This window comes from Kitasatospora sp. MAP5-34 (genome assembly GCF_029894335.1).
Taxonomy (GTDB): domain Bacteria; phylum Actinomycetota; class Actinomycetes; order Streptomycetales; family Streptomycetaceae; genus Kitasatospora.
In genome coordinates this window covers 103,202-128,014 of the sequence record NZ_JARXZC010000007.1, presented here as the reverse complement: position 1 = coordinate 128,014, position 24,813 = coordinate 103,202, and the positions used below count along the sequence as shown (strand labels likewise).

The window sequence follows — 24,813 nt, the reverse complement described above, 5'->3', positions numbered from 1 at the left end:
GCCGGACGGCCGGGTGCCCCGATGAACTCGGGAAACCCGGCCGCCCAGCGCGATGTGACTAGGCGTCAGCCAGTCAGCGAAGCCATCCAGGCCTCGACGTCGTCGGCCGTGCGGGGGAGGGCGGACGACAGGTTCTCGTTGCCGTCGGCGGTGACGAGGATGTCGTCCTCGATCCGGACGCCGATGCCCCGGTACTCCTCCGGGACGGTCAGGTCGTCCTGCTGGAAGTACAGGCCGGGCTCGACGGTGAGGACCATGCCGGGCTCCAGCAGCGCGTCGACGTACGACTCGCGGCGCGCCTGGGCGCAGTCGTGCACGTCCAGGCCGAGCATGTGGCCGGTGCCGTGCAGGGTCCAGCGGCGCTGCAGGCCGAGCTCCAGGACCTTCTCGACGTCGTAGACCGAGGCGTCGAGCAGGCCCCAGGCCAGCAGCCGCTCGGCGAGCACGCGCTGCGAGGCGTCGTGGAAGTCGCGGAACCGGCCACCGGGCTTGACGGCCGCGATGCCCGCCTCCTGGGCGTCGTACACCGCGTCGTAGATCTTGCGCTGCAGCGCGTTGAACCGGCCGTTGATCGGCAGGGTGCGGGTGACGTCGGCGGTGTAGAGGGTGTTGGTTTCCACGCCCGCGTCCAGCAGCAGCAGCTCGCCCGGGCGGACATCGCCGTCGTTGCGGACCCAGTGCAGGGTGGTGGCGTGCGGGCCGGCCGCGCAGATCGAGCCGTAGCCGATGTCGTTGCCCTCGACCCGGGCGCGACGCCAGAAGGTGCCCTCGATCCAGCGCTCGGAGGTGGCCACGGCTTGGCCCAACTCCCGTACCACGTCGGTGAATCCGTTGACGGTGGAGGTGCAGGCCGCGCGCAGCTCGCCGATCTCCCAGTCGTCCTTCACCAGCCGCAGCTCGCTCAGGAACTCCTTGAACTCGGTGTCCTTCTCCTCGTCCAGGACTTCGGCGAGCTCGGCCTCCAGGCCGGTGTCGTACGTGCGCACCATCCGGGTCGGCGCCGGGGCGGCGGCCTTCAGCTCCTCGCCGGCCTTGCGGACGTCGCGGCAGGGCAGCCCGAGCAGCTGCTCGGCCTCGGCCAGGCTGTGCCGGCGGCCGACCCAGAGCTCGCCGTTGCCGTCGAGCCAGAACTCGCCGTTCTCCCGGTTGGAGCGCGGCAGCAGGTAGAGGCTGAACTCGTGCCCGTCGGCGACGGGCTCCGCCACCAGCACCGCGTCCTCGGTCTGGTCGCCGGTGAGGTGCACGTACTCACTGGCGGCGCGGAACGAGTACTCGGTGTCGTTGGACCGGGTCCGCAGGTTCCCGGCCGGGACCACCAGCCGCTCGCCCGGGTACTTGGCGGACAGCCTCGCGCGGCGCTCGGCGGCGTACCCGGCCTGGGCGATCGGCGCCAGGCCGCGCAGCTCGGTGTCGCCCCAGCCGGACTTCATCGAGGCCGCGAGTTCGTCGGACACCTCGCCGTACAAGCCGTTCTTACGTCCCTTGATCGGCTGCTCGGCGTCGCCGTCCACGGCGCCCTCGGGGTTGTCGGCTGCCGCCGGGGTACGGTCCTCGGTCACGTACGTCGCCTCCTTGCGAGTGGTGCCGCCCCGGACCCGTCGGATCGCGACGCGCGTGGGCGGCCGTGCGTCCCATGGTACGGATGTCCAGCCGAACGCCTGCTCGGCCGCTGTGCTCAGCCATACCAGGGGCGCGGGGAACTGCGCGAAACCGGAAGGCAACGGTCCGCAGCCTCCTGTCTCGCTCAGCCCCTCGCGCCTCTTGAGAATGCAACCGGCTGCCTCACTCGAAGCGAGCAGCGAGCACCACCAGGTCGTCCGTGGCCGGAGGCCCAGCCGCGTCTGCGGCAAGACAGGCCAGCAGGTGGTCGCAGAGCCGGTCCGGGTCGAGCCGGACGTCCCGGGGTGCGTCGGCGGCGGCCCGCCGTAGCGCCGTCTGCCCGGCGTGCAGGGTGGGGCCGAAGCGGCGGGCCAGGCCCTCGGTGTAGAGCAGCAGCAGGTCGCCGCGCTCCGCTGCGAGCTCGACACCCGGGGCCTCCCAGCAGCTGAGCATGCCGAGCGGGGCGGAGAGCGAGGTCTCGACGAAGTTGGCGCCGTACCGGGTGACCAGGACCGGCGGGCAGTGTCCGGCCCCGGCCAGGGTGATCCGGCGCTCGTCGGGCTCGACCCAGGCGTACACGGCCGTGGCGGACCTGGTCGGTTCGGTGGTCTTGAGCAGCAGCTCCAGGTCGCCGAGGACGGAGACCGGGTCCTCGCCCTCCAGCACCGCGTACGCCCGCAGTGCGGCGCGCACCCGGCCCATCGCGGTCGCGGCGCCCGGTGCGGAGTCCGGCCCGGCGCCGGGGCCGTCGCCGGAGACGCTGCCGACCGTCAGCCCGAGCGAGCCGTCCGGCAGCGCGATGGCGTCGTACCAGTCGCTGCCGGCCGAGTGGTCGAGCTCGGCCGGTACGCAGCGGGCGGCCAGCCGGAGCCCGGGGACGACGGGCAGCCGGTCGGGCAGCAGGCCCCGGCGCAGCGCGTCGGCGGCCCGCCGGGCGCGGTCCGCCTCCAGCTGCTTGGCGAGCAGTGGGGCGGCGAGGTCGCAGTACAGCCGGACCAGGTGCCGGCGGCGCTCGTCCGGTTCGGTGGGCTCGTCGAAGAACCAGACGACGGCGCCGAGCGGACCGTCCGCCGTGGTGGCCAGCGGCAGGCCGTAGCAGGCGCCGAGGCCCAGCCCGGCGGCGACCTCGCGGAAGCGCAGGCCGACGCCCGGGTCGGCCGCCAGGTCGGTGATCAGCAGCTGCCCGGTTCGGACGGGGTGGCTCAGCAGGCCGGTGAAGGGGCCGTGCTCCGCCGGTACGGTCTCCAGCGCGCCCAGGCTGGACCGGTCCAGGCCGAGGCCGACGGCCCGGCCGGAGCCGCGTGCCGTGGTGGTGACCAACGCCCGCCGGGCCCCGAGCAGGGCGGCGCCCGAGGCGAGTACGGCGTCCAGGGTGGCCGCCAGGCCACGGGCCGAGGCGAGCCGTTCGGTGTGCTCGTGCAGGCTGGTGAAATCGGACAGCCATCCGGCCAAACGGTCCTGCAGGCTCGTACCGGGCTCGGCGCCTAGCGCGAGCAGCGCGGGATAGGCCCCAGGCCGGCCGCCGCCGCTCGCGGCCCCCACCCACAGCGGTCCCGCCGACGGGACCTGCACTCCGGCCGCCTGCCGAGCTGACGGCTGACCTGACGGCTGAGCCGACTGCTGAGCCGGATGCTGCGCCAACTGCTGCACAGCTGACTGCTGCACGCCTGACTGCTGCATGCCTGACACCGGCAGATCGAGCGGCTTGGCGTCGGTCATGTCCTAACTCCCCACACACTGGTACGTGTCACGCAGGACTCCCAAGACCGGCCAAAACGATTTCTATCTCTCTACTTCGGCATCAATCACCCACTTGTACACAGGCCGATCGGGGCATGTCCAGATCGATGACAGGGCCCGCCGCACAGGCCCGTGGCACAGGCGCGGGCCCGGCGCCGGCCGGCGGGCTGACGGCGTCCGGCTGACTGGGGGTCAAGAAGCCGTCCGGATCGTATGCTTCAAGTGGCCGTTGTCTCGTCCGGCCACCACTCACTCACTCGTACGGTGGAACCAGCAGCTTCCGAGCGGCGTCCATCTGGTCGCATGAGGGATTCTCGTTCCAGGGGCCGACCTTCTCAGGGGCCCTGCCCGTCTCATGTCGTGCGCACTGCACATCGCACCGCACAGCACTGCCGTGGCGCCGCATCCTCGTCGCAGTCACGGTCTGACGGTCCGAGCCCAACGGTCGCGGAAAGGAACGAGCGCCCATGCAGCGGACGCGCCCCGGACGGACATGGTCGCAGCGGCGTCGGCATCGCCGGAGCTGGTCGCTGTGCGGGCTGCTGCGGCGGGGGTGGCTGCTGCTTCCCGGCGGTCGCCGCCGGGCCAGGGTGGCCCTGCTGGGCGCCGCCCTGGCAGCGGCCGGCCGGGGTTGGCCGGTGGTACCGGGCGCCCACGGTGTGCCGGGGCTGCCGGGGGCGTGCTCCTGCGGGGAGCCGTGCTGTCCCGCGCCGGGGGGCCATCCGCACGATCCGCCGCTGCTGGCGGCCAGCACCGATACGCGGATGGTGAGTTGGTGGTGGGAGCAGCGCAGCCCGGAGGCGTCGGTGCTGGTCGCCACCGGGGACGCGGTCTGCGCGGTGAGCCTGCCCTCGGAGGCGGGCGCGCGGGCGCTGGAGTACCTCAAGCTGCACGGGGTGCCGCTGGGACCGGTGCTCGCGACTCCGGGCCGGTACGTGCTGCTGGTCGCGCCCTATTCGCTGGCGGAGCTCGGCGAGTTGCTCGCCGACCGGTCGTGGGTGCCGGGCTCGCTGCGCTACCACGGACCGGACGGCTACCTGGTGCTGCCGCCCTCGCGGACCGGCTCGGGTGGCGTCCGCTGGGTGCGCGCGCCGATCGAGGACCGGCCATGGCTGCCGCAGGTGGGCGGGCTGCTCGGGGTGCTGATCGCGGCGAGTACGACCGCGCCGGACGGCAGCCGGCTGGCGTTCTGAGAGCGTTCCGGCCGGTGTGCCCGCAGGCGTTTCCGCCGGTGTCCTGAATCGGTATTCGGGCCGGGAATTTCCATTTTCCGCCGCGCGGGGAGAGTCACCGGACGTCGGCGGAAATGGAAGATCCGGTCGCTGGCGACGGGGGATGCACCAGCGACCGGACTGTTTAAATGGTAACAAAGATCCGCGTCCGAGCCAATTTGTCCATCTGGCGTGCGACCTGGCCATTTCCCCCGGATGGCTGAAATGTGACGCGAGTCACTCTCCCGTTCGGGGGGCTCAGTTGAGCGTCACCTGACGGTTCACCAGGTTGGCGCGCGCCCTGCGCTCCTCGGCGGTGAGCGGCGCGGCCCCGGCCGAGGCCAGTTCCTTGAGGGTGTCGGCCAGGCGCTCCGCGAACTCGGCGGCCGGCTTCTCGCAGTCGGCCGAGGTCATCGTCGTGGGCAGGTCCCAGACCGGCACGGTCAGGCCGTGCGCGCGGAACGAGCCGACCAGGCGGGTGTCCGGGCCGATCGAGGACTGCTCGGCGGTGGTCAGCCGGGCCAGCGCGTCGAGCAGCTGCTCCTCCGGCACGGTCATGACCCAGCGCAGGTGGTTCTTGTCCCCGGCGGCGCACCAGTACGAGGAGTCCACACCGGTGAGCTTCTCGGTCGGGATCGCGGACGCGTTGGCGCGCTCGAGCGAGGCCGCGACCTCGCCGGTCGAGCTCTCCGCGTCCTCCAGCCAGAACTCGAAGCCGGTGTGCACGGCCGGGACGAACTCGGCGTCCAGGTCCAGGAGTTCCTGCAGGCGGCGACCGCCCGGGACGGTCCGGCGGGCGGGCACCGGCGAGCCGGGCTCGGTGGTCAGCGCCAGTTCGAGGGCGTCCGCGAGGTCCCGGCTCAGGTCGCCGGAGGAGGACTGGGTCTGCAGGCCGAGCATGATCGAGCCGTCCGGGCGCCGCAGCGCGGGCCAGGCGAGCGGCAGCACGGTCGCCAGGGTCACCGACGGCACCTCGCCGAGGGCGCCGGCCGCCGCCTCGGCGGTCAGCTTCAGCGGCACGGTCGCGGCGGGGACCAGCTCGCGCAGCGCCACCCAGTCGGCCTCGCCGGGCAGCCCCTCGAACGGGCGGTGCACCAGTTCCTGCACCGCGTGCGCGGCCTCCCGGCCGTGACACGCCTTGTACCTGCGACCCGAACCGCAGGGGCAGTCCTCCCGGGCGCCGACGACGGGGATCTCACCCGTGGCGACGGTGGTGGACTGACTGCGCTGCGGCGACTTCTTGGCGGCCTTCTTGGCCATGGTGCGGCTCTCCCGGGGACGGTGACACTTTGACCGACCGGCAGCAGAGCCCGCGACCCGCGCTGCCTGCCGCCGGTCGGTCTTACTCCCCGCAGCCTACTGAGGTTTCCCGCCCTTCGAGATTCACCGGGATTCACGCGCGGTTCACGGCCGCCCGGCCGGTCGCCGTCGGTCGCGCCCGGTCGCCGTCGCGGGTCAGGCGCTCCTGGCCGCGTGTTCGGCGTGCTCCGGCCGTTCCGGGCGCAGCGCCGCCCACACGGTGACCCGGCCGGGCGCGTCCCGGACGCCCCAGGCGGTCGCCAGCTTGCCGACGATGCTCAGGCCCCGACCGCCCCTGGACGTCAGCGAGGGCCGGGCCGGGTGCGGGCGGGTGACCGCGCCGCCGTCCGTCACCTCGAGGGTGAGCGAGCCGTCGCCGAGCATCTGCCAGCGCACCAGCACTCCGCCGGGCTGGTGGTCCGCGTCCCGGTGGCCGGTGTCCCGGGGACCCGCGTCCCGGTGACCGGTGTCCCGGTGGTCGCTGTCCCGGTGGTCGGCCTCCGAGGAGCCGGACCCGCGCCGGGTGGGGGCGTGCGCGCCCACCCGGACGGCGTCCCGGTCGTCGAGTTCGGCGAGCAGACCCAGCGGCCGGGCGTACCGGCAGGAATTGCTGAGCAGTTCGGAAAGGATCAGCACGGCGTCGTCGATGACCGTGTCCGGAATCTCACGTTCCCCCAGATCGCTGCGCAGCCGTCGGCGCGCGACCGCGACACTGGCGGCGCCGTGCGGCACTGCCAGTGTCGACGAAGCCGGTGTTGAGGACTGCGTCGATGTAACCGGCACTTCGCGCGCAACCATCAGTGCCACCCCCGGACCTCCTTCAGCGATTGCCGAAGGATGGATGCCCCCTGGGAATGCGTCGAAACGACCGTGGGCCGATCGCGGGCGGACAATTCGGAGTACCGCAACGCACAGTACGCAAATGGTGATTAGCTGCTTACGGACGGTTGTGAAAGGGCCCGGAATTCCCCCTTCGCAGGTGTTTCGCGCCCCCTCGCCCGCGCCCGCGTACGCCAATTGGCCGACGCTGCGGGGCTTCGCTCCTGCCGATAATCATCTATCGTCCGAGCTGCGCCAGCACCTCTCGCGGCCGGTTGGTGATGATCGCCTCCACCCCGAGCCGCAGGCAGAGCTCGACGTCGGCGGGCTCGTCCACCGTCCAGACGTGCACCCGGTGCCCGGCCCGGCGCAGCGCCGTCACCAGCCCGGGATCCGCCCGGACGAGGTCGATGCCGGGCCCGGCGATCCCGGCGCCGCCGGGCAGCGAGGCGATCCGCCCGCGCAGCGGCAGGCGGCGCTCCAGCAGGTACACCGTGGGGACGGCGGGTGCGGCCTTGCGGATCCGGCGCAGCGAGAGCTCCGAGAAGCTCATGATCCGTACGGCCGACCCGACGGGTGCGGCGGACTTGGCGGACCCGGCCGACTCGGCGGGTGCGGCGGGCAGCAGGCCGTGGTGCTCCAGCATCCGCAGCAGCTCGGCCTCGACCCGGCCGGCCGACCGGGTCGGGTGTTTGGTCTCGATGGCCAGCTCCACCGGCCGGCCCGCGTCGGCGACCAGCTCCAGCAGCTGGGCCAGCGTGAGCACCGGCTGCGGCTGCGGGTCCTCGGGGGACTTCCAGGAGCCGAAGTCCAGCGCGGAGAGCTGGGCCAGCGTCATCGCGGAGACCGTGCCGTGCCCGTCCGAGGTGCGCTGCACCGTACGGTCGTGCACGCAGACCAGCTGCCCGTCGGCGGTCAGCCGTACGTCGCACTCCAACGCGTCCGCGCCCTCCTCGATCGCCAGGCGGTAGGCGGCGAGGGTGTGCTCGGGGAGCGCGGCGGAGGAACCGCGATGCGCGATCACCCGTACGGCCGAGCGGTCGGGTAGGTGCGCGCCGGGGGCGGTCGAGTCGAGGTTCCGGGTGTCCACAGCGACAACCCTACGAGCCTTCGGATGGCCGAAAGCAGCCACCACGGAAAACGCGCGGTGAACAATCCCCAGTGGGGTCACCAATGTGGGGTAACCAACGTGGGGGCAACCAGAGGGGCGCGGAGCAGAGCCCCGCGCCCCTCGGAGATTTACGCCGCGCGCGAGCGCGAGGGCAGTACGCCGATAGCCCAGGTGGCCGCCCCGGCGATCAGGAAGCTGAACAGCGAGGCGGAACTCCACTCCTGCGGGGTGAAGTGCAGGGCCGACTGGGCGTCGGTCCAGAAGCTGGTCCACCAGCCCGCGACGGCCGTCGGCGCGAGGTACTGGTAGGTGGCGAAGCCGAGCAGCCACGGCAGCAGCATCAGCGGGCGGGCGGGGGCGTCCTGCTCCAGGTTCCAGCCGCGCCGCCCGGCGCCGAGGAAGAAGTCGACCGCGAGCACGGCGAGCAGCGGCACGAAGACCGAGCCGATCAGGCCGAGGAAGGCGTAGTACGAGTCGGTGAACTGCTGGATCTGCAGGGCCAGCCCGGTGACCAGCACGCCGATCCCACCGGTGAGGAGCCGGCGGTCGACCTTCGGGAACAGGTTGTGGATCGACATCGCGGTCGAGTACACGTTCGCGAAGGACTGGTCGCTCTCCCGCAGCACCAGGACGAGCAGGAAGAACCAGCCCGCGGCCACCCCGGTGAACGAGGAGAAGATCTTCGAGGCGTCGCCGTTGGACTGCAGTAGCGCGATCAGCCCGAGCACGTAGCACCACACCTGGGCGAGGGTGTAGCCGGAGAAGGTGCCCCAGAACGAGGCGCGGGTGGTGCGGGAGTGCCGGGTGTAGTCGGCGGCGAGCGGGACGAAGGAGATCGACACCGCGATGATCGCGTCCGTCGCGTGCAGGAAACCGGTCCAGTGGCCCTTGCCCGGGTCGGGGAAGCCCTGGCGGCCGAGCTGGACGGTGAAGTAGACCATTGCCACGCCGACCGCGATCGCGATGTACTTGCGCAGCACCGCGATCGAGCCCAGCGGCCAGATGGTCAGCACGGTGGTGAGCGCACCGGCCAGGACGACGAACAGCCAGCGCCAGCCGTTGGTACCGGCCACCGTCTGCGCGCCCTGGGCGATGATGATCAGCTCGTACACGCCCCAGCCGATGCACTGGGCGATGTTGAGCACGGTCGGGACGTAGCTGATCCTGGTACCGAACAGCCCGCGCAGCACCGCCATCGCCGGGGCGCCGGTCCGCGCGCCGATCAGCGCGGCGACGCCCAGCATCGCCGTACCGATCGCGGTGCCGACCACGATCGCCGTCACGGCGGCGGTGAACGAGAGCTCCGCGCCCGGGGTGCCCAGCACCGTCGCGGCGCTGGCGAAGCCGATCAGGCTGACGCCGAGGTTGGCCCAGAGCGCGAACTGGTCGCGGAAGCCGAGGGTGCGGGGTGGTGAGGTGTCCAGCGTCAGCGGCGCCTCGGGGCGGTGGTCCGCTGTGGTGGTGGACGGTTCGACGAGTGGCGGGGCAGCCGTCATGGCCGATTCTCCCTACGCCGGCATTACCCGGACAGGTTCGAGCGGTCAGCGCTCCTCCGGCCGTACGACCTGCTTGTCCGATCGGATGATCGGGTGACATGGCGTACGGTCGATCCGCGCACTCTCAGCCTGGATGGTCCAAGCTCCCGCGTGTCAGTTTGGAGCGCAAGGCTAACCGGCTGACCCGGGAACGCCAAGGCCAGGGGGCTGCCGTCCGCATCGCGGACCGGCGCCGGTCCGGTGCCGGACCAGCGCCGAGGGGGCGTCGGGGGCCCGTAAGGATTCTTATGAGTTCTTCAGGGGGGTCCTTACGGTAACTGAATCAGAGATGCGAAAAACTATGGGCCAAAGTCCTGTCAGCTATGGAGGTCGTCCGTGAGCACCGAGCACGCGAGTGGTTCCACCGGGCCGGAGGAGCATCCCTCCGCCGGCCAGGGGGCGGTGGGTCCGGCTCCTGACGCAGCGTCGGCCGATGCCGCGCCCGTCGTCGAGTCCGCGCCGACGCTCTCCTTCAGCAAGCTGAGCGACGCCGAGGAGGCGCCGGCTCCGGCCGCCGCGCCCTCGTACCTGGACGCGCCGCCGCCGGTGCTCCCGGCCGCACCTGTCGCGCCCGCCGCACCGCTGCCGCCTGCTGCGCCCACGTACGCCGACGCGCCCGCGCCCGTTTCGGGAGGCAACCCGTACGCGGCTCCGGCCACGCCGGTTGCTCCGCCCGCCCCGCCGACCCCTGGGGCACCGACCGTGACCGCCGAGGCGCACCACCCGTTCGGGGCGGGGCAGCCGCTCGGTGGCTGGGGTAGCCCGCCGGGCGGCACCGGCGGTCCGGGCGACCAGGGCTACCCGGCCGACTTCCCCGGCGCTCCTGGCGGGGCGCCGCGCAAGAAGCGCGGCGGGTTGGTCGCGCTGATCGCGGCGGTGGCGCTGGTCGCGGGCATCGCGGGTGGTGCGATCGGTGTCGGGATCACCGACAGCGACAGCAACTCCGGCGGCAACTCCGGCTCCAGCCACACCAGCACCACCATCACCGTGGGCGACAACCAGAAGGCCGTCGACCGCTCCCCGGACTCCATCGCCGGGATCGCGGCCAAGGCACTGCCGAGCGTCGTCACCATCAAGGCATCCAACTCCCAGGAGTCGGGCACCGGTACGGGCTTCGTCTTCGACACCGAGGGCCACATCCTCACCAACAACCACGTGGTCGCCCCGGCGGCGGCGGCCGGTGGGCAGCTGTCGGTCAAGTTCTCCGACGGTTCCTCGTACTCGGCCTCGGTGGTCGGCCGCGCCCAGGGTTACGACGTGGCCGTGATCAAGCTCGACAACCCGTCGAAGGAGAAGCTCGTCCCGCTGCCGCTGGGCGACTCCGACAACGCGGCGGTCGGCGACGCGACGATCGCGATCGGTGCCCCGTACGGCCTCGAAGGCACCGTCACCAGCGGCATCGTCAGCGCGAAGGACCGTCCGGTCGCTTCGGGCGACGACACGGGGGCCCAGTCCTCGTTCATGAACGCGCTGCAGACCGACGCCTCGATCAACCCGGGCAACTCCGGCGGCCCGCTGCTCAACGCGAGCGGCGCGGTGATCGGGATCAACTCGGCGATCCAGTCCAACACCAGCAGCAGCACCGGCCGGGCCGGCAGCATCGGCCTCGGCTTCGCCATCCCGATCAACCAGGCGAAGCGCGTCGCCCAGGACCTGATCAAGACCGGCACGCCGGTCTACGCGATCTTCGGCGTGCTGCGCAACGACAACTACACCGGCGACGGCGCGCAGATCCAGACCGGCCCGGTCCAGGGCACCCCGGCCGTCACCCCGGGCGGCCCCGCCGACCTGGCCGGCCTGAAGGCCGGCGACGTCATCACCAAGCTCGGCAACCACCTGATCGACAGCGGCCCGACCCTGGTCAGCGAGATCTGGACGTACAAGCCGGGCGACAAGGTCCCCGTCGAGTACACCCGCGACGGCAAGCCCGGCACCACCACCATCACCCTCGGCGAACGCAAGGGCGACAACTGACCCCTCGCGCGAATCCTCGGCACGCACCGGAAAACGGTGTGCACCGAACCCCTCCGGACCCGTTAGGCTGACCTCCGCCAGGAGAGCTGCCCGAGCGGCCTAAGGGAACAGTCTTGAAAACTGTCGTGAGGTAACCCCTCACCGTGGGTTCAAATCCCACGCTCTCCGCAGTGTGGCGGGAAACGCCCAGCTCAGGCGGGGTGTCTGTGAGAACAGGCACCCCGCCTGAGTCATGCCCTGCCTCAAGTTGCCCTACTTGCATGCCGCCTTGGACCACTGCGGGTGGGCCAGATGGGGGTCAGGATTACCTTCCCCAAGGCGCTGGCGGCAGGCTCGGTGTAGCCTGCCGGGCTCGACGCCGGTCGGGTTCCCCCGTCGTGCGGGGGTGGTAGCCGGCAGGTATGGGTTGAGGCATGACTTCGATCGGATCAAGGTTCAGGGCTGCCGCTGCCTGCCTCCGGGGTGTGCCGCCGACGGTGGCGGTCGAGCCGGCGCGACCACCGGGGCCGGCTGTGGACGTGGAACCGCCGCCGCAGGTGCTGCTGGTCGAGGTGACGGCGCCCGTTCCAGTGGCTCCTCCGCCGGATCCCCCACCTGTGAGCACCATGGACCGGCTTCTGCTGGCGATTCTTGTTCTGGCGTTCCTGGCGCTCATGGCCTTTCTGGGGTTGAGCATCACCACTACCCGCGACCTCGGGGTGCCGGATCTGACGAGTGGAATCTCGGTGGTCGCGGCGGGTCTGCTGGGGGCGGTCATCAATCCTCTGCGCGAAGGGGTCTTCTGGGGCGTAGTCCTGCCGGGGATCGTTCTCCTCGCTTCTGCCGGAATCGGGGTCTGGGCGGCCGTCGAGGTTTTCGCCGTTCCCGCGCGCCCCTCCGCCGGCGCGGCGCTCGCTGCATCCCTGGTGGCGTTCAGCGGGCTCTTCCTGGACACGAGCAAGATCACGCATCCAAACAGTTGAGCAGGTAAGGCCGTTCCGCTGTCCGCAGCTGCCGGGTAACCGATGACCTGGGCCCCCACCTGACCCACAGGTGGGGGCCCAGGTGACGTAGTCGACCGGGAGCGGTTGTGGCCCTGGGGAGGGTGACGGAGAGTCGGGTGGGTCCGATCCCTGCCGCAGTACCTCGGAGAGGAGCCCTGAATCTTCTGATGACTACTCAAATACGAAGCATCAAGGGCAAGTTCGAGTGGGCTCGCCTGGACGACAAGACGGCCGAAGTGGTCAGGGCGCTGGCGGTGGACGCCGTTGAGGTCGACGAGCATGGCCACCCCGACCCCGAGCCGAGCCGCACGCCTGCTGCCGCCGACGGCGCTGCCGGCGCGGAACGCGGCGGGTACGTCCTGGTGGAGGCGAGCGCCGGGGACGGTACGCCGGACGTGATCCTGATCGCCGCCGGCGGCGAGGTGCCGGTCGCGCTGCGCGCCCGGGACATCCTGGAGCGAGAGGGGACGCCGACCCGGGTCGTCTCGATGCCCTGCGTGGAGTGGTTCGAGGAGCAGACCGCCGACTACCGGGAGGCGGTGCTGCCGCGCGCCGTCCGGGCCCGGGTCTCGGTGGAGGCGGGGGCTTCGCTCGGCTGGTACGCCATGGCCGGTACGGCCGGCGAGTTGGTGGGCCTGGATCACGTCGGTCTCGCCGCGCCGTACCCGGCCCTCCGTGAGCAGTGTGCTTTCACGCCGGAGCGGGTCGCCGCCCACGCGCGTTCGAGCCTGGCCAAGACCCCGAAGCGCGACTGACGCCCTGATCGCCGCCCCTGATTGCCGATCCCAACGGCGAGCGGTCACAAAAAGCCAAGAAGAGCCGTGAAATGCCAAGAAAAGGCAAGAAAGCCACGAAGGGCTCGATCACCGCTACCCGGTGATCGGGCCCTTCGCCGTACCAGCCGCCACACCAGCCCGCTCCGCCCGCCCGCCGTATCAACCCGCTCTGCCCCGCTCCGCCCTGCCCCGCTCCGCCCGCCCGCCGTTTCTGACGGAGTTATGCCGGCACTTCGTGTGTGCGGCCACTTCTGCGGTAGTGACGTATCAGCTCCGCCAAGTCACGCCCAGCTGACAGGAATTACCGTCAGAATTCACCCGGAGCATCGATTATCGGGAATGTGAACGAGACTGCCAAAAAGCTGTCAGCCGGCGGAATCCGGAGTACCTGACGAAGTTTTTCGACCGCCGTTGACCAGCGCTCTTTCGTCTCCCCACACTCATGGGCGAAAGAGATCCGGATTGTCTGCTCGCGTGCCTGAAAGGAAACTGATGGGAATCCCGGCCATCGCCCCTTACCCGATGCCGGGCCAGGGTGATCTGCCAGAGAACACCGCACGGTGGACGGTTGACCCTGCGCGAGCAGTCCTGCTGATCCATGACATGCAGAAGTACTTCCTGCTGCCTTTCGCTGCCGACGAGCCCCCGGTGAGTGACCTGCTCCGGAATGTCACGCTGCTCCGGGACCGGGCCGCCGAACTCGGGGTTCCGGTGGCGTACACGGCGCAGCCGGGCGGTATGACCGATGAACAGCGCGGCCTGCTCAAGGACTTCTGGGGCCAAGGTATGACCGCTTCTCCCGAGCACCAGGAGATCGCCGACCCGGTTCGGCCGGCCGAGGGGGATCTGGTCCTCAGCAACTGGCGGTACAGCGCCTTCTTCCGCACCGAACTCCTGGCGTTCATGCGGGCACAGGGCCGTGATCAGCTGATCGTCTGTGGCGTGTACGCGCACATCGGCGTACTGATGACGACCTGCGACGCCTTCACGTACGACGTCCAGCCGTTCCTGGTCGGCGACGCCGTCGCCGACTTCTCCCGGGAGTACCACTGCTCTGCCCTGCGGTACGCGGCCGAGCGCTGTGCGATGACGGTGATCACCAGGACGGTGCTCGCCGAGCTCGGTCAGGCGCGCCAGCGCATCTGACAGATCAGCGCATCTGACACGCCACCGCATCTGACACACCACCGCATCTGACACGCCACGCATCTGAAACAGCACCGCTATCTGAAACGCCACCGCATCTGAGATGGAGGGGAGCCACCATGGCGTACACGGGAGACGGGCGGCCCGAAAGTCCGGGGGGCTCGGGAGGTCCGGTGAGCCGGAGAAGTCCGGAGCGGCCGGTAGCCGTCCTGATCGGCGCACCCGGGTCGGGCAAGACCACCGTCGGGCGGCTGCTCGCCAGGCAGCTCGGGGTGGGCTTCCGGGACACCGATGCCGATATCGAGAGCGCGTCGGGCCTGCGCGTCCGCGACATCCTGCGGTACGAGGGTGAGGCGCACTTCCGGGTGCGGGAGCGCGAGATGGTGCGCTGCGCGCTGGCCGAGCACCGGGGTGTCCTCGCGCTGGGCGGCGGGGCTGTGCTGGAGGAGGCGACCCAGCGGCTGCTCAACCGCCATCTGGTCATCCATCTCGCGGTTCCGGAAGGACAGTTGGCGCGCCGGATCGGTTCGGCCAAGGGCCGGATACTGCTGTCCGACGACCCGCCGGGCCGGCTGCGCACGCTGGTCGCCGTCAGAACCCCGATCTACCACCGGTTGGCCACCTACAACGTGTCCGGCGACGGCTCGTCCCGCGCCGTCGCGGCCCGGGTCGGCGCGCTCTTCCCACCTCGGAGGTCGCTCCGATCGAGTTGAACCGCCCCTGAGACAACCACATATGACGCCACATATGAGGCCACACCCGAGGCACCTGAGGTCGCACAGGAGAGGCCCCCTATGATGAGCGCAAAATCTGGGGGGAACGTATGACCGGTCAACTGAAGCGCCTTCGCGCCGCCGCAGTCAACATCGATGGTGTCATGTTGAACGACACCTTCAGCCCGGTGATTCACCAGTTCATCGTCAGCCGGGGGGGCTCCTACACCGCCGACATCGAGCGCCGGATCTTCTCCCAGCGCCAGGCCGACGCGGCGGTGGTGATCGCCGAGGCCGCCGGGGTGGACTGGACGCCGGAGCAGACGCTGGAGGTGTACTTCCGAGAGCGGGAGGAGTACACCGAACGGCACCCGGTGCACCTGCTGGACGGTGCGGTCGCGCTGGTCGGACGGCTTCGGGCGCTCGGGTTGCGGACGGTCTGCTACGGCGGTCTGGCTCGCGTGCACTTCGACCGGTTCCTCGGGGAGTACGACGGCCTGTTCGACGAGCCCGGGTACGTATGCACCAACGACTTCCGTCCCGGAATCCGGGAGATCACCACCGAGGTGCTCGAACTCGGCTTCGACGAGGTGCTCTTCATCGATGACGTGGCCCGGGTGGCGGAGCACGCGAAGGCGCTCGGGGTGCCGTTCATCGGCCACCCCACCCGTTTCGAGCACAGCTTCCAGGCGGAGTTGATGCGGGAGGCGGGGGTACGGCATCTGGCCGACTCGTTGGACGCGATCGACGAGGCACTGGTGCGCACGCTCGACGGCGAGGCGGCGGTGGGGGCAGCCTGGTCCTGAGGGGGCCTGGTGCTCCACCAGCCTTTTGGTGGTGGGCAATTCGGCAGAACTGCTAGTCAGTGAGACTGTCATTTTGTAAGACTTTGATCATGACACAGCAGCAGACAGGTCTTCTGTCCGGCAAGGTAGCGCTGATCACGGGGGCGAGCAGCGGCATCGGAGCGGCCGCCGCGCGAGTTTTCGCACGAGAAGGGGCTTCGGTCGTACTGTTCGCCCGCCGCGAGAAGGAACTCGCCTCGATAGTCGATGAGTTGAAGGGAGATGGTCACAAGGCCGCCTATGTGGTCGGCGATGTGGTCCAGCCGGACGACGTCGCGCGTGCCGTGCGCTTCGCGGTCGAGCAATTCGGCGCGCTGCACGCGGCGTTCAACAATGCCGGGTACGGGGTCGGGCGGACTCCGTTGCACCTGATGGACGACTCGGTGTACGACCAGATCATGGACACCAACGTACGCGGGGTCTGGAACTGCCTGCGGCAGGAGATCACCGTGATGCTGGAGCACGGCGGCGGCTCAATCGTCAACACCAGCAGTGTCGGTGGCCTGGTGGCCACCCCGGTGGCGGCGCCGTACGTGACGTCCAAGCACGCGGTGATCGGTCTGACGAAGGCAGCGGCCGCCGAGTACGGCAGTCAGGGGATCCGGGTCAACGCGGTGGCTCCCGGGACGACGCGCAGCGAGATGGTCGCCCAGTGGTTCGACCAGAACCCGGGGGTGGAGGAGATGCTGCACCAGCTGACGCCGCAGCCGCGTACTGCGGAGCCGGAGGAGATCGCCGAGGCTGCGGCCTGGCTGTGCAGCGACCGCGCCTCCTTCGTGACCGGCGCGGTTCTGCCGGTGGACGGTGGCTTCACGATCCTCTGAGCGAGCCGGGCCAGCTCTCCGGCCAGGCTGTAACCGGGTTGCGTACAGGGTGAGTTCGGAGTGGGGCCTACGCCGCGTCAGGCGAAGGCCCCACTCACGGTTTTGGGGGCCACCCTGGTCTGCCGCCACCACCATCGGGCTAGGCGTTGGCCAACTGCCTTGCCGTCGCGCCGTTCGCCAGCAGGGCGGCGGCGGGTCGGGCGGCGACGGGCCGGTCGGCGGCCCGAGGAGCAGGGATGGGCAGCGGGGTGGGGACGGGCAGGGGGGCGGCCGCCGGCTCGGTGCTCACCGGCACGGTGATCGTGTTGGTGAAGGCGGTCCTCCCGTACTGCTCTGCCCTGACCGACACCTGCCGGGTGCCGAGGTCTCCCGAGGGCTCCTCCCGGGCCTCGATCCAGCAGGGGGCGTCGAACTCGACATACCGTTCGAAGATGTTCACGGTCGAGGAGACCGAGGCGCCGGCCGGGACGAGGACCCGGGCCGCCTGGCGGGCGGCCTCCAGCAGGACCATGCCGGGTATGTGGTCGCCCGGGTGGTCGAACAGTATGGGGTGCCGGGTGTCCGCCCGCAGCAGCCAGCGCTGCTGATCCCCGCTGGGGGCGAGCACCACGTCGTCACCGGAGTAGCGGCCCACCAGGCGGGGGGCGACGGGCGTCAGGAGCGGTAGCTCCGCCCGAGTGGTGGAGAGCCGGTCGCCGCGTACCCGGCGGTAGACCTCCGGCCGGATGAAGGCTGCGACCGCCGAGCCCGACGCGGCCTGCCTGCCGTCGCGGAAGAAGACCACATCGAAGCGGATCTTGCTGACCTGGCCGCCGGTACGCCGGATCTCGGTGCAGGTGACGGACAGCTCCAGGTCGGCAGGAGTCCCGCCGACCTTCAACAGGTCCAGGTCGGCCGTGTAGTCGAGGTCGCCCATCAGCGAGTGGCTTGTCAGCGGTACGTCAAACTCGGCATGGGCGATTAGAGTACTGACCTGTCGGATTGTTTCTGCGACCAGCATGGAGTCGTAGTGGACCCCGTCAGGTGACTTGAAGAAGCTGTGACCGCGCGGCCACTGGGCGGAAGCGCTGAAGTGGGAGGCGTCGTGGCGCAGCCAGCGAGTCAGCAGGACTTCCGCCACAGCTGCCCGATGGACCAGCTCCTTCGGTACCGTGGTGGTGAACTGCGCAGGTAGGGACTGCATCGGGATGAACTGGGTGGTACGCAATGGTTGGCGCACAAGGCAAGCGGATGATGCACTGGTCACGAGCTGCGATCTGGACACGTCTCCCCCAAGGATCACGAGCAGAAGCGGACGAACTCAAGCGGCCCGCGAGTTAGAATACAGGTCGTCCGGTTTTTTGTAGACCCTTAAACCCATCCCAACCCTCAGGATCGCGTTGAAGACCGAACAGCGCGACGGCAAGACAGGAGAGCCCCTCACATGGCACAGCAGGAACGTGCGATCCGGACCAGGCGGGTCATCTTGCAGGGGGCTGCTTCGGTCTTCGACGAGTTCGGGTATGACGCCGCGTCGATCAAGGAGATCCTCGCGCGGGTGTCGATGACCAAGGGCGCGCTCTATTTCCACTTCCCGTCCAAGGAAGACCTGGCCCGCGGGGTGATGGAGGAGCAGACGCTGCACCTTGACCTTGTCCCTAACGCGTCAAAAGTTCAGGAACTCGTGGATTTGACGATGGCCGTCGCCCACGCCCTGCCGCATGACGCGATGCTACGCGCAGGGGCCCGGTTGGCGCTGGAGCGAGGATCTGTCGATTTCTCCGCCAGCAGCCCCTTTCTCGCCTGGGCGAAGTTGTGCGAGCAGCTGTTGACGGACGCGCTGGCGCGGGGCGAGGTGCTGGCGCAGATCGACTGCCAGGCGACGGCGGAGCTCATTGTCGGCTCCTTCACCGGGATCCAGGCGTTCTCGCAGACCAGCTCGGGCCTGGCCGACCTGGAGGAACGGATCTCGGTGATGTGGCAGCACCTGCTGCCCGGAATCGCGGTACCGGCCGTGATGACGCGGATCGACGCGGCTCCCGACCGGGGAGCCCGGCTGGCACGTCTCGCGGCTGCGCGGGCCGAGGACGAGGACGGCGCGGCGTAGCAGCGCCCGTCCGGCGGGCGACTGGTCGCCCGCCGGACGGGCACGTCTGGACCCGGGCACGTCTGGACCCGGGCACGTCTGGACCCGGGCACGTCTGGACCCGGGCACGTCTGGACCCGTCACGCCTGGCAGTCGGAGGTACGCCGAACGGCGGGTGTCCTGACCGCAGTAACACGGTCAGGACACCCGCCGTTCAGGCGTGCCCGTTCAGGCGTGCCGGTCCGGGCCCGGACGCCGCCGCGCGTGGTTCACCCCCGCGCGACGGCCGCAGCCCCGGCGCGAGGCTCGTCCCGTTCCGCACGGCCGTCGACTCCGAAACCCGAGCCGACCGAGCCCCGCGCCGAGCCCTACCCCGAGCCCTGCGCCGAGCCTTACCTCTCGAGCCCTACCCCGAGCCCTGCGCCGAGCCCTGCTCGGGCACCCGCGCCCGAGCGTCCGGTGGCTCGGTCGACAGCTCGACCCAGTCCGACGGCTCGGGCGGTAGCAGGGCCGGGAGAACCGCCTTCCACAGGCCGGCGGTGACTTGTGGACTGAGCCAGGCCCGGTCCCGGCGGGACAGTACCTCGATGCCGGCGGTGGTGGAGGCGAGCAGCCCGGCCACGTCGTCCAGGGCGATGCCCGGGCGGAGCTGCTGCGCCGCCGCCGCCTTGGCCAGCTGACGCCTGATCAACCGGGTCCAGCCGGGGTAGGGGCTGGGATGCTGCTCCTTCTCCATCCCGGGCTCGTCGCTGAGCCGGAGCCCCGCGCGGAACACCACGTCCTGATCGAGCCGGCGGGCCAGCTCGTGGCACAGGTCGATCAGGTACTGCAGTGCCGGGATCCCGGCTCGGCGGACCGAGAGGATGATCCGCCGCAGTTCCTCCCTCGACTCTGTCATCACTCCCTCGGCGAGCTGCTCCTTCGAGCCGAAGTGGAAGTAGAGGGCTCCCTTCGACACGCCGGCGAGTTGAGCGATCTCGAGCAGCCCGGTCATCGCAAAACCTCTGTGGTCGAACGATGCCGCTGCAGCTTGGATTATGAGCTGCCTGGTGCGTGCGGTCCGTTCCTGGGGGGGCATCACTTCTCCCTCGTGATGGAGCGCGGCCGGGCTGCCGGGGCGATCCCGGGCAGGGGCCGCCGTCGGAGCCGACCGCCTCGGGCCTTGCCGAGGGGTCATGGGCTGGCGCGGGGTGGGTGGGACGTGTGCATGGCATCATAACAAACCAACCAAGCGGTTTCGCGATCCGTTCCGATTCGCGAGGTTGACCCTGAAGGGCATTGGGTCTAGAAAACCAACCAGTCGGTTCGGTATGGTCCTCTGTGTCAGGACCTCGCGTCTGGCCCCGGGTACCGGTCCGTACCCGTGGGCGTCGGCGTCCGTGAGTGCAGAGGAGGAGTCGAGAGTTGTGGAAGGTCTCATAGAGAAGGACGTTCCGGAGCAGGTCTGGGGAGACGTCGCCGATGACTTCGTCACCGAGTTCTCCCGGCGGATGCTGGCTTCGCTCAAGCGCCGCGACCAGCGGGCGCGGGGCGAGTGGTACATCAACGGCCTGCTCTCGGTGCCGGGGCGCAAGTCCATGCGGGCCCTGGCCTCGGTCGCCGGGCACGGAGCGGCCGAGCAGAGCCTGCACCACTTCATCAGCGACTCCTCCTGGGGCTGGCTGCCCGTGCGCCAGGCGCTCGCGCGCCACCTCGACCGGGTGACGCTGCCGCAGGCCTGGGTGCTCAACTCGATGGCCATCCCGAAGGCGGGCGAGCACTCCGTCGGCGTGGAGGAGTCGTTCCGCACCGAGCTCGGCCGGGTGGTCAACAGTCAGCAGGCGTACGGAGTCTGGCTCGCCAACGAAGAGATGAGCGCGCCGGTCAACTGGGATCTGATCCTGCCGCCCGAGTGGCTGGAGGACGCTGAGCGCAGGCGTCGTGCGAAGATCCCGGACGATGTGGCCGCCGCCACCCCCGAGTTGTGCGCGGTGAACACGGTGGTGGCGCTCGCCCGACCCGAGTGGGGACTTCGCCGGCGCCCGGCGGTGCTGGACGCGCGTGAGCTCGACGCCGCCGTCCTGGTCGAGGAGTTCACCCGGCGGGGAGTGCCCTTCGTGATGCGGGTCGGTGGCTCGACCCGGCTGATCGGCTACGACCTCAGCCTGCCCGGACGCGGCGAACGCCTTTTTCAGGCACAGCAGTTGGTCGAGTGGGCGAAGCGTTTCTCCCGCCCGGTGGGCTGGGTGGACCCGGATTACTCGATCACCCGGTCCATCCTGGTCAGTGGGACCAGGGTGACGATGCCCACCGTCCGCAGGCCGGGCAGCGCGCTGCCGCCGGAGCGGGCCCTCACCCTGGTGGGCGGCTGGTCCGGACCCAAGGGCAAGCCCGCCGAACTCTGGCTGTCGAACCTGATCGAGGTGCCGCCCGTCGCACTGCTGCGGCTGGGACGCCTCACCCGGCGGGTGGCCAAGGACTTCTCCGAGGTCAGCGCCAGGGTCGGCATGCGGGACTTCGAGGGGCGCTCGTACGCGGGTTGGCACCGCCACGCCACGCTCTGCTCGGTGGCACACGCCATCTCGGCGCTCTCCTCCGCCCGGCGGCAGAGCTTCGACAAGTCGCAGGAGCTGTCCGCCTGAGCCAAGACCGACGGTCGGAGTGAGGTGGTCCGGCGGGCGGAGGAGAGTTTCAGCCCGCCCGCCGGACCAGCTCCGCCTGACCCGCCTCCCGCATCGCCCGTACCGGGACCTCGGCCTGGCCGGTGATCAACCGCACCTGGTCGGCGACCTGGTGGGCCAGCAGGGACAGGCCGTCGACCACGGTGCTGCCGGCGAAGCCGGCCGCCTTGGTGAGCCGGGTCGGCCAGGCCGAGCAGACCACGTCGAATATCGCCGCCCGGGAGTGCACGATCGCGGCGGCATAGGTGTCGGCCGCCCCGGCCGGCAGGGTGGAGACGACCAGCCCGGTGCCGTGCAGCAGCCGGTCCAGCCGGTCGAAGGTGTGCACGTCGATCGCCATGCCGAGCCGGCCCGCCGCCGCGTGGGCCTCGGCCGCCCGGCCGTGCTCGCGCACCACCACCGTCGGCTCCGTCACCCCGAGTTCCCGCAGCGCGGCGAGCGCCGAGCAGGCGGCGGTGCCGCCGCCCAGGACGACGGCGGAGCCCGGCGCGTGCACCCCGGCCTCCCGCAGCGCGGTGAGGATGCCGTGCACGTCCGTGTTGTGGCCGTACGTCCGGCCGTCACGGAATACCACCGTGTTCGCGCCGCCGACGTCCAGAGCCAGATCGGTCACCTCGTCGATCAGCGGGAGGACGGACCGCTTCAGCGGCGTACAGAGCGCGAGGCCGGCCCAGGAGTCGTCCAGTGAGTCGAGCAGGCCGGCCAGGCCGGTCTCCTCGCAGTCGATCGTGTTGCAACTCCAGTTCAGCCCCATCGCCTTCAGGGCCGCACGGTGGAGCACGGGCGACAGCGACCGGTCGACCGGGTAGCCGAGTACGGCGGTGCGCCGGCCGACTCGGCCGCCGTGCGGCTCGGAGCTGCCCATGACGGTCCTGAGATCCGTGAACCTGTGGTTTGCGCGCATGGTGGTGGGACTCCTTCCGCTGCGGGGCACGGGGCCGGACGGACTGCTTCGCGGTTCTCCCCAGTCCTGCCAGCTTAGGTAGCACGGTCGCCGGAGTCGCCGAACTCGATGACACAGAGTCATCTCCCGGCCGAGCTGATGCACCGCGACCACTACTTCATCAGCGGCCGGGGCGCCTGGTGCGGGTGGGACCGCCGGCAGTCTCCGGACCTTCACCCGGACCCGGTGGCCGGATCCGCCCGAAGTGCGAACTCTGGAGTATGCCAAGAGTTCTGACGAAGTATCGAGATAGTCGTTGCCGCCTTTCCCCGGTCAGGACAGAGTTCTTCACGAGAGCGGTCGGCAGGTTTCTCAGGGGGAGAATTCGATGTCAGGGATAACGGTGTCCTGGACCCGCGCGGTCAATTCCGACGGTGACAGCGAGTCCGGCGCCGAGTCGGTGCCGCTCGACGCACGGCAACTCTGGGCGCAGCTCCTCCAGAAGGCCGAGAATCCGGTCCCGTACACGCCGGCCATCACCCGGTGCACCATCCTGGACCGCTTCCCCGGCGGCTTCACCAGGGAGATCGTGCGGGACGGCCGGCCGGTCTTCCAGCGGATCGAGATCGACCCGGGACAGCGCATCGTCTACCGCCAACCCGGCGACCCCGAGGTCGAGTTCATCACCAACGAGGTCGGCTGCGACGAGGACGGCCGACTCGCCCTGACGATCTCCGTGCGGCTGGCCCCGGCGGCCACCGCCAAGGCGTTCCGGGAGAGCCGCTTCCTGGAGGCGGCCGACGCCTACTTCACCGACGCGCTGCATTCGGCGGTCGACGAGATCCGGGCCACGGCAGGCCACTTCACCATCCTGTCGGCGGTGGCGTGATGGGCACCCCGACGAGTACGGACAACCGGGGAGCGGTCACCGCCCGGATACCCGGCTCGAAGAGCATCACCAACCGGGTACTGCTGCTGGCCGCCGCAGCGGCCGGGACCACCCGGCTGGACGATCCGCTGGAGAGCGAGGACACCGTCGCCTTCCGCAAGGCCCTCACCGACCTCGGAGTCGAGGTCACGGTGGGCCAGGGCTCCTGGGAGGTACGCGGCACCGGCCGTGGGCCGTCCGGCCCGGCGCGGATCTGGTGCGCGGACGCGGGGACGGCGGCGCGCTTCCTGCCGGTCCTCGCGGCCACCGGCGAGGGCGAGTTCGTCTTCGAGGGGAGTGCGCAGCTGACGGCCCGCCCGCTCGGGCCGCTGGTCGAGGCACTCGCCGAGTTGGGCGCCGGGGTCGAGCCCGGCGCGGGCGGCGGCCTGCCGCTCAGGATCGACGCCCGTGGACTGAGCGGCGGGGAACTGCGGCTGGACTCCTCGACCAGCAGCCAGTACCTGACCGGCCTGCTGCTCTCGGCACCGCTGATGCGCCAGCCGCTGACCGTCTCGGCGGCCGGGCTGGTCAGCCGCCCGTACATCGCGATGACCGTCGCGCTGATGCGGACCTTCGGCGCGAAGGTGGCGGAGGTGGCCGAGGTGCCCCCCGTGGCCCCGGCGGCCTCGGCGGCCTCGGCGGCCTCGGCGGCCGGGAGCAGCGGCGGCACCGTACGGGTGGAGCCGGGCGGCTACGTCGGCACCCGGATCCGGATCGAGCCGGACGCCTCCACCGCTTCCTACTTCTTCGCGGCGGCTGCCCTGACGGGCACCCGGGTGACCGTGCCGCACCTGGGCCGCGACAGCCTGCAGGGTGACCTGCGGTTCGTCGAGGTGCTGGCCAAGGCCGGGGCCCAGGTGGAGATCGAGGCCGACTCCACCGCGGTTACGGGTGTCGGTCCGCTGCGTGGCGGCTTCGAGGTGGACATGGGAGACATCTCGGACACCTTCATGACCCTGGCCGCCATCGCCCCGCTCGCGGACGGCCCGATCACGATCCGGGGAATCGGCCACGCCCGGCTCAAGGAGTCCGACCGGATCGCCGCAGTCTCCGGCAATCTGCGGGCTCTCGGGGTACGGGTCGAGGACGGCCCCGACTGGATCACCATCCACCCGGGACGCCCTGCGGCGGCGACCGTCGCCTGCCACCGCGACCACCGCATCGCGATGGCCTTCTCGGTGCTCGGGCTGCGAGTGCCCGGCATCACGCTCGACGACCCGGGGTGCGTGGGGAAGACCTTCCCCGGCTTCCACGAGGAGCTGCGCCGGCTCTTCGGCGAACAGGCCGTCTCGACTGCTTCCTGAGTACGGCATTGGTGCCCCCGACGGGCGGACCGGCCCCACCCGTCCCTGAGTACGGCACCGGTCGTCCACAAGGTGGCTGCCCGACCCTGAGCCGAAGTCGCGCTGCCCGCAACCCAGTTCCAGACCGTACGACCCCCTGAGCCAGGCCGAGATCCACCGTCGCACCGAAGACTCCCCCAGCTGACGGTGTGGCCGGATCTCGCGCCAATCGGTCCGGGCTGTCACGCCCCCGACAGCCCGGGCCTGTCCCTGGTGGCCGGGCCCGGCACGGTATCCCCCACCGTGCCGGGCCCGGCCGACCACTTCAGACCGGCCGCCCGACGGCCGTCTCGGCGCGGCCCGCCCGATGGTCTTGCCTCCGCCCGGGTGGCGGGGCAGAGTGCGAGCCCGGACACCAG

The 24,813-nt window shown here is 70.7% G+C and carries 21 protein-coding genes, 1 tRNA gene and 1 riboswitch; of the genes, 13 read left to right on the top strand and 9 right to left on the bottom strand.

Annotation, left to right across the window (positions count from 1 at the left end; genetic code table 11):
- Positions 1-65: 65 nt before the first annotated feature.
- Both P3T29_RS09650 and P3T29_RS09645 read right to left on the bottom strand, forming a co-directional pair.
- The gene (locus tag P3T29_RS09650; RefSeq protein ID WP_280715892.1) at positions 66-1,559 is read right to left on the bottom strand and encodes an aminopeptidase P family protein; all 1,494 of its coding nucleotides are present in this window, start codon (positions 1,557-1,559) and stop codon (positions 66-68) included.
- A 223-nt stretch (positions 1,560-1,782) separates the two neighbouring features.
- A complete protein-coding gene (locus P3T29_RS09645; protein ID WP_280715891.1) occupies positions 1,783-3,318 on the bottom strand; it encodes a PP2C family protein-serine/threonine phosphatase in 1,536 nt (511 codons plus the stop codon).
- A 488-nt stretch (positions 3,319-3,806) separates the two neighbouring features.
- Here P3T29_RS09645 and P3T29_RS09640 point away from each other — a divergent pair, with 488 nt between their 5' ends.
- The gene (locus P3T29_RS09640) at positions 3,807-4,532 is read left to right on the top strand and encodes a bifunctional DNA primase/polymerase (protein ID WP_280715890.1); all 726 of its coding nucleotides are present in this window, start codon (positions 3,807-3,809) and stop codon (positions 4,530-4,532) included.
- Positions 4,533-4,808: 276 nt separating this feature from the next.
- On the opposite strand, the gene P3T29_RS09635 is transcribed toward P3T29_RS09640, so the two are convergent.
- The 4 genes from P3T29_RS09635 to P3T29_RS09620 all read right to left on the bottom strand — a co-directional run bounded on the left by P3T29_RS09635 (position 4,809) and on the right by P3T29_RS09620 (position 9,275).
- Positions 4,809-5,810, bottom strand: a complete 1,002-nt coding sequence (locus tag P3T29_RS09635; protein ID WP_280715889.1) for a DUF5926 family protein — start codon at positions 5,808-5,810, stop codon at positions 4,809-4,811.
- Positions 5,811-6,005: 195 nt separating this feature from the next.
- Positions 6,006-6,581 (bottom strand): ATP-binding protein, encoded by a 576-nt coding sequence (locus P3T29_RS09630; RefSeq protein ID WP_280715888.1) that lies wholly within the window; start codon positions 6,579-6,581, stop codon positions 6,006-6,008.
- A 325-nt stretch (positions 6,582-6,906) separates the two neighbouring features.
- Positions 6,907-7,758, bottom strand: a complete 852-nt coding sequence (locus P3T29_RS09625) for a glycerophosphodiester phosphodiesterase (RefSeq protein WP_280715887.1) — start codon at positions 7,756-7,758, stop codon at positions 6,907-6,909.
- Between the two features lie 149 nt (positions 7,759-7,907).
- Positions 7,908-9,275, bottom strand: a complete 1,368-nt coding sequence (locus tag P3T29_RS09620; protein WP_280715886.1) for a cytosine permease — start codon at positions 9,273-9,275, stop codon at positions 7,908-7,910.
- Positions 9,268-9,435, bottom strand: a riboswitch (TPP riboswitch). It overlaps the preceding gene by 8 nt.
- Positions 9,436-9,650: 215 nt before the next feature.
- On the opposite strand from P3T29_RS09620, the gene P3T29_RS09615 reads away from it, so the two are divergent.
- The 8 genes from P3T29_RS09615 to P3T29_RS09580 all read left to right on the top strand — a co-directional run bounded on the left by P3T29_RS09615 (position 9,651) and on the right by P3T29_RS09580 (position 16,575).
- Positions 9,651-11,288, top strand: a complete 1,638-nt coding sequence (locus tag P3T29_RS09615; RefSeq protein ID WP_280715885.1) for a trypsin-like peptidase domain-containing protein — start codon at positions 9,651-9,653, stop codon at positions 11,286-11,288.
- Positions 11,289-11,368: 80 nt separating this feature from the next.
- A tRNA-Ser gene (locus P3T29_RS09610) sits at positions 11,369-11,456 on the top strand.
- Positions 11,457-11,884: 428 nt separating this feature from the next.
- Positions 11,885-12,250, top strand: coding sequence for a hypothetical protein (locus P3T29_RS09605; RefSeq protein WP_280715884.1), 366 nt, complete (start codon positions 11,885-11,887; stop codon positions 12,248-12,250).
- A gap of 188 nt (positions 12,251-12,438) precedes the next feature.
- Positions 12,439-13,026, top strand: a complete 588-nt coding sequence (locus tag P3T29_RS09600; RefSeq protein ID WP_280715883.1) for a transketolase C-terminal domain-containing protein — start codon at positions 12,439-12,441, stop codon at positions 13,024-13,026.
- Between the two features lie 513 nt (positions 13,027-13,539).
- Positions 13,540-14,193: an isochorismatase family protein gene (locus P3T29_RS09595; protein WP_280715882.1), complete on the top strand. Its 654-nt coding sequence runs from the start codon at positions 13,540-13,542 to the stop codon at positions 14,191-14,193.
- Between the two features lie 173 nt (positions 14,194-14,366).
- Positions 14,367-14,906 (top strand): shikimate kinase, encoded by a 540-nt coding sequence (locus P3T29_RS09590; protein WP_280715881.1) that lies wholly within the window; start codon positions 14,367-14,369, stop codon positions 14,904-14,906.
- A 110-nt stretch (positions 14,907-15,016) separates the two neighbouring features.
- Entirely contained in the window at positions 15,017-15,712 is a 696-nt protein-coding gene (locus P3T29_RS09585; RefSeq protein ID WP_280715880.1) for an HAD family phosphatase, read from the top strand.
- A gap of 89 nt (positions 15,713-15,801) precedes the next feature.
- Positions 15,802-16,575: a glucose 1-dehydrogenase gene (locus tag P3T29_RS09580; protein WP_280715879.1), complete on the top strand. Its 774-nt coding sequence runs from the start codon at positions 15,802-15,804 to the stop codon at positions 16,573-16,575.
- A 139-nt stretch (positions 16,576-16,714) separates the two neighbouring features.
- On the opposite strand, the gene P3T29_RS09575 is transcribed toward P3T29_RS09580, so the two are convergent.
- Positions 16,715-17,758, bottom strand: coding sequence for a ScbA/BarX family gamma-butyrolactone biosynthesis protein (locus P3T29_RS09575; protein WP_280715878.1), 1,044 nt, complete (start codon positions 17,756-17,758; stop codon positions 16,715-16,717).
- 240 nt (positions 17,759-17,998) lie between these two features.
- Between P3T29_RS09575 and P3T29_RS09570 the strand changes: the two genes are divergently transcribed.
- The gene (locus P3T29_RS09570; RefSeq protein ID WP_280715877.1) at positions 17,999-18,661 is read left to right on the top strand and encodes a ScbR family autoregulator-binding transcription factor; all 663 of its coding nucleotides are present in this window, start codon (positions 17,999-18,001) and stop codon (positions 18,659-18,661) included.
- Positions 18,662-19,046: 385 nt separating this feature from the next.
- Here the strand turns inward: P3T29_RS09570 and P3T29_RS09565 are convergent, their stop codons facing one another.
- Positions 19,047-19,718, bottom strand: coding sequence for a ScbR family autoregulator-binding transcription factor (locus P3T29_RS09565; protein WP_280715876.1), 672 nt, complete (start codon positions 19,716-19,718; stop codon positions 19,047-19,049).
- A 328-nt stretch (positions 19,719-20,046) separates the two neighbouring features.
- Here P3T29_RS09565 and P3T29_RS09560 point away from each other — a divergent pair, with 328 nt between their 5' ends.
- A complete protein-coding gene (locus P3T29_RS09560; protein WP_280715875.1) occupies positions 20,047-21,261 on the top strand; it encodes a transposase in 1,215 nt (404 codons plus the stop codon).
- A 49-nt stretch (positions 21,262-21,310) separates the two neighbouring features.
- Here the strand turns inward: P3T29_RS09560 and P3T29_RS09555 are convergent, their stop codons facing one another.
- On the bottom strand, positions 21,311-22,204 hold the full coding sequence (locus P3T29_RS09555) for a shikimate dehydrogenase (protein WP_280715874.1): 894 nt from the start codon (positions 22,202-22,204) through the stop codon (positions 21,311-21,313).
- 367 nt (positions 22,205-22,571) lie between these two features.
- Here P3T29_RS09555 and P3T29_RS09550 point away from each other — a divergent pair, with 367 nt between their 5' ends.
- Entirely contained in the window at positions 22,572-23,072 is a 501-nt protein-coding gene (locus P3T29_RS09550) for an AtaL-like protein (RefSeq protein ID WP_280715873.1), read from the top strand.
- On the top strand, positions 23,072-24,415 hold the full coding sequence (locus P3T29_RS09545) for a 3-phosphoshikimate 1-carboxyvinyltransferase (protein ID WP_280715872.1): 1,344 nt from the start codon (positions 23,072-23,074) through the stop codon (positions 24,413-24,415). The genes P3T29_RS09550 and P3T29_RS09545 overlap by 1 nt, the downstream gene beginning before the upstream one ends.
- The last annotated feature ends 398 nt before the right edge of the window (positions 24,416-24,813 follow it).

What these genes read in the sequence shown, in the direction of transcription:
- P3T29_RS09600 (WP_280715883.1), top strand. Translation starts at nt 12,439, where the DNA reads ATGACTACTCAAATACGAAGCATCAAGGGCAAGTTCGAGTGGGCTCGC.
- P3T29_RS09555 (WP_280715874.1), bottom strand. Translation starts at nt 22,204, where the DNA reads ATGCGCGCAAACCACAGGTTCACGGATCTCAGGACCGTCATGGGCAGC.
- P3T29_RS09585 (WP_280715880.1), top strand. Translation starts at nt 15,017, where the DNA reads ATGACCGGTCAACTGAAGCGCCTTCGCGCCGCCGCAGTCAACATCGAT.
- P3T29_RS09575 (WP_280715878.1), bottom strand. Translation starts at nt 17,758, where the DNA reads ATGCAGTCCCTACCTGCGCAGTTCACCACCACGGTACCGAAGGAGCTG.
- P3T29_RS09595 (WP_280715882.1), top strand. Translation starts at nt 13,540, where the DNA reads ATGGGAATCCCGGCCATCGCCCCTTACCCGATGCCGGGCCAGGGTGAT.
- P3T29_RS09545 (WP_280715872.1), top strand. Translation starts at nt 23,072, where the DNA reads ATGGGCACCCCGACGAGTACGGACAACCGGGGAGCGGTCACCGCCCGG.
- P3T29_RS09580 (WP_280715879.1), top strand. Translation starts at nt 15,802, where the DNA reads ATGACACAGCAGCAGACAGGTCTTCTGTCCGGCAAGGTAGCGCTGATC.
- P3T29_RS09550 (WP_280715873.1), top strand. Translation starts at nt 22,572, where the DNA reads ATGTCAGGGATAACGGTGTCCTGGACCCGCGCGGTCAATTCCGACGGT.
- P3T29_RS09620 (WP_280715886.1), bottom strand. Translation starts at nt 9,275, where the DNA reads ATGACGGCTGCCCCGCCACTCGTCGAACCGTCCACCACCACAGCGGAC.
- P3T29_RS09640 (WP_280715890.1), top strand. Translation starts at nt 3,807, where the DNA reads ATGCAGCGGACGCGCCCCGGACGGACATGGTCGCAGCGGCGTCGGCAT.
- P3T29_RS09570 (WP_280715877.1), top strand. Translation starts at nt 17,999, where the DNA reads ATGGCACAGCAGGAACGTGCGATCCGGACCAGGCGGGTCATCTTGCAG.
- P3T29_RS09635 (WP_280715889.1), bottom strand. Translation starts at nt 5,810, where the DNA reads ATGGCCAAGAAGGCCGCCAAGAAGTCGCCGCAGCGCAGTCAGTCCACC.
- P3T29_RS09565 (WP_280715876.1), bottom strand. Translation starts at nt 19,718, where the DNA reads ATGCCCCCCCAGGAACGGACCGCACGCACCAGGCAGCTCATAATCCAA.
- P3T29_RS09645 (WP_280715891.1), bottom strand. Translation starts at nt 3,318, where the DNA reads ATGACCGACGCCAAGCCGCTCGATCTGCCGGTGTCAGGCATGCAGCAG.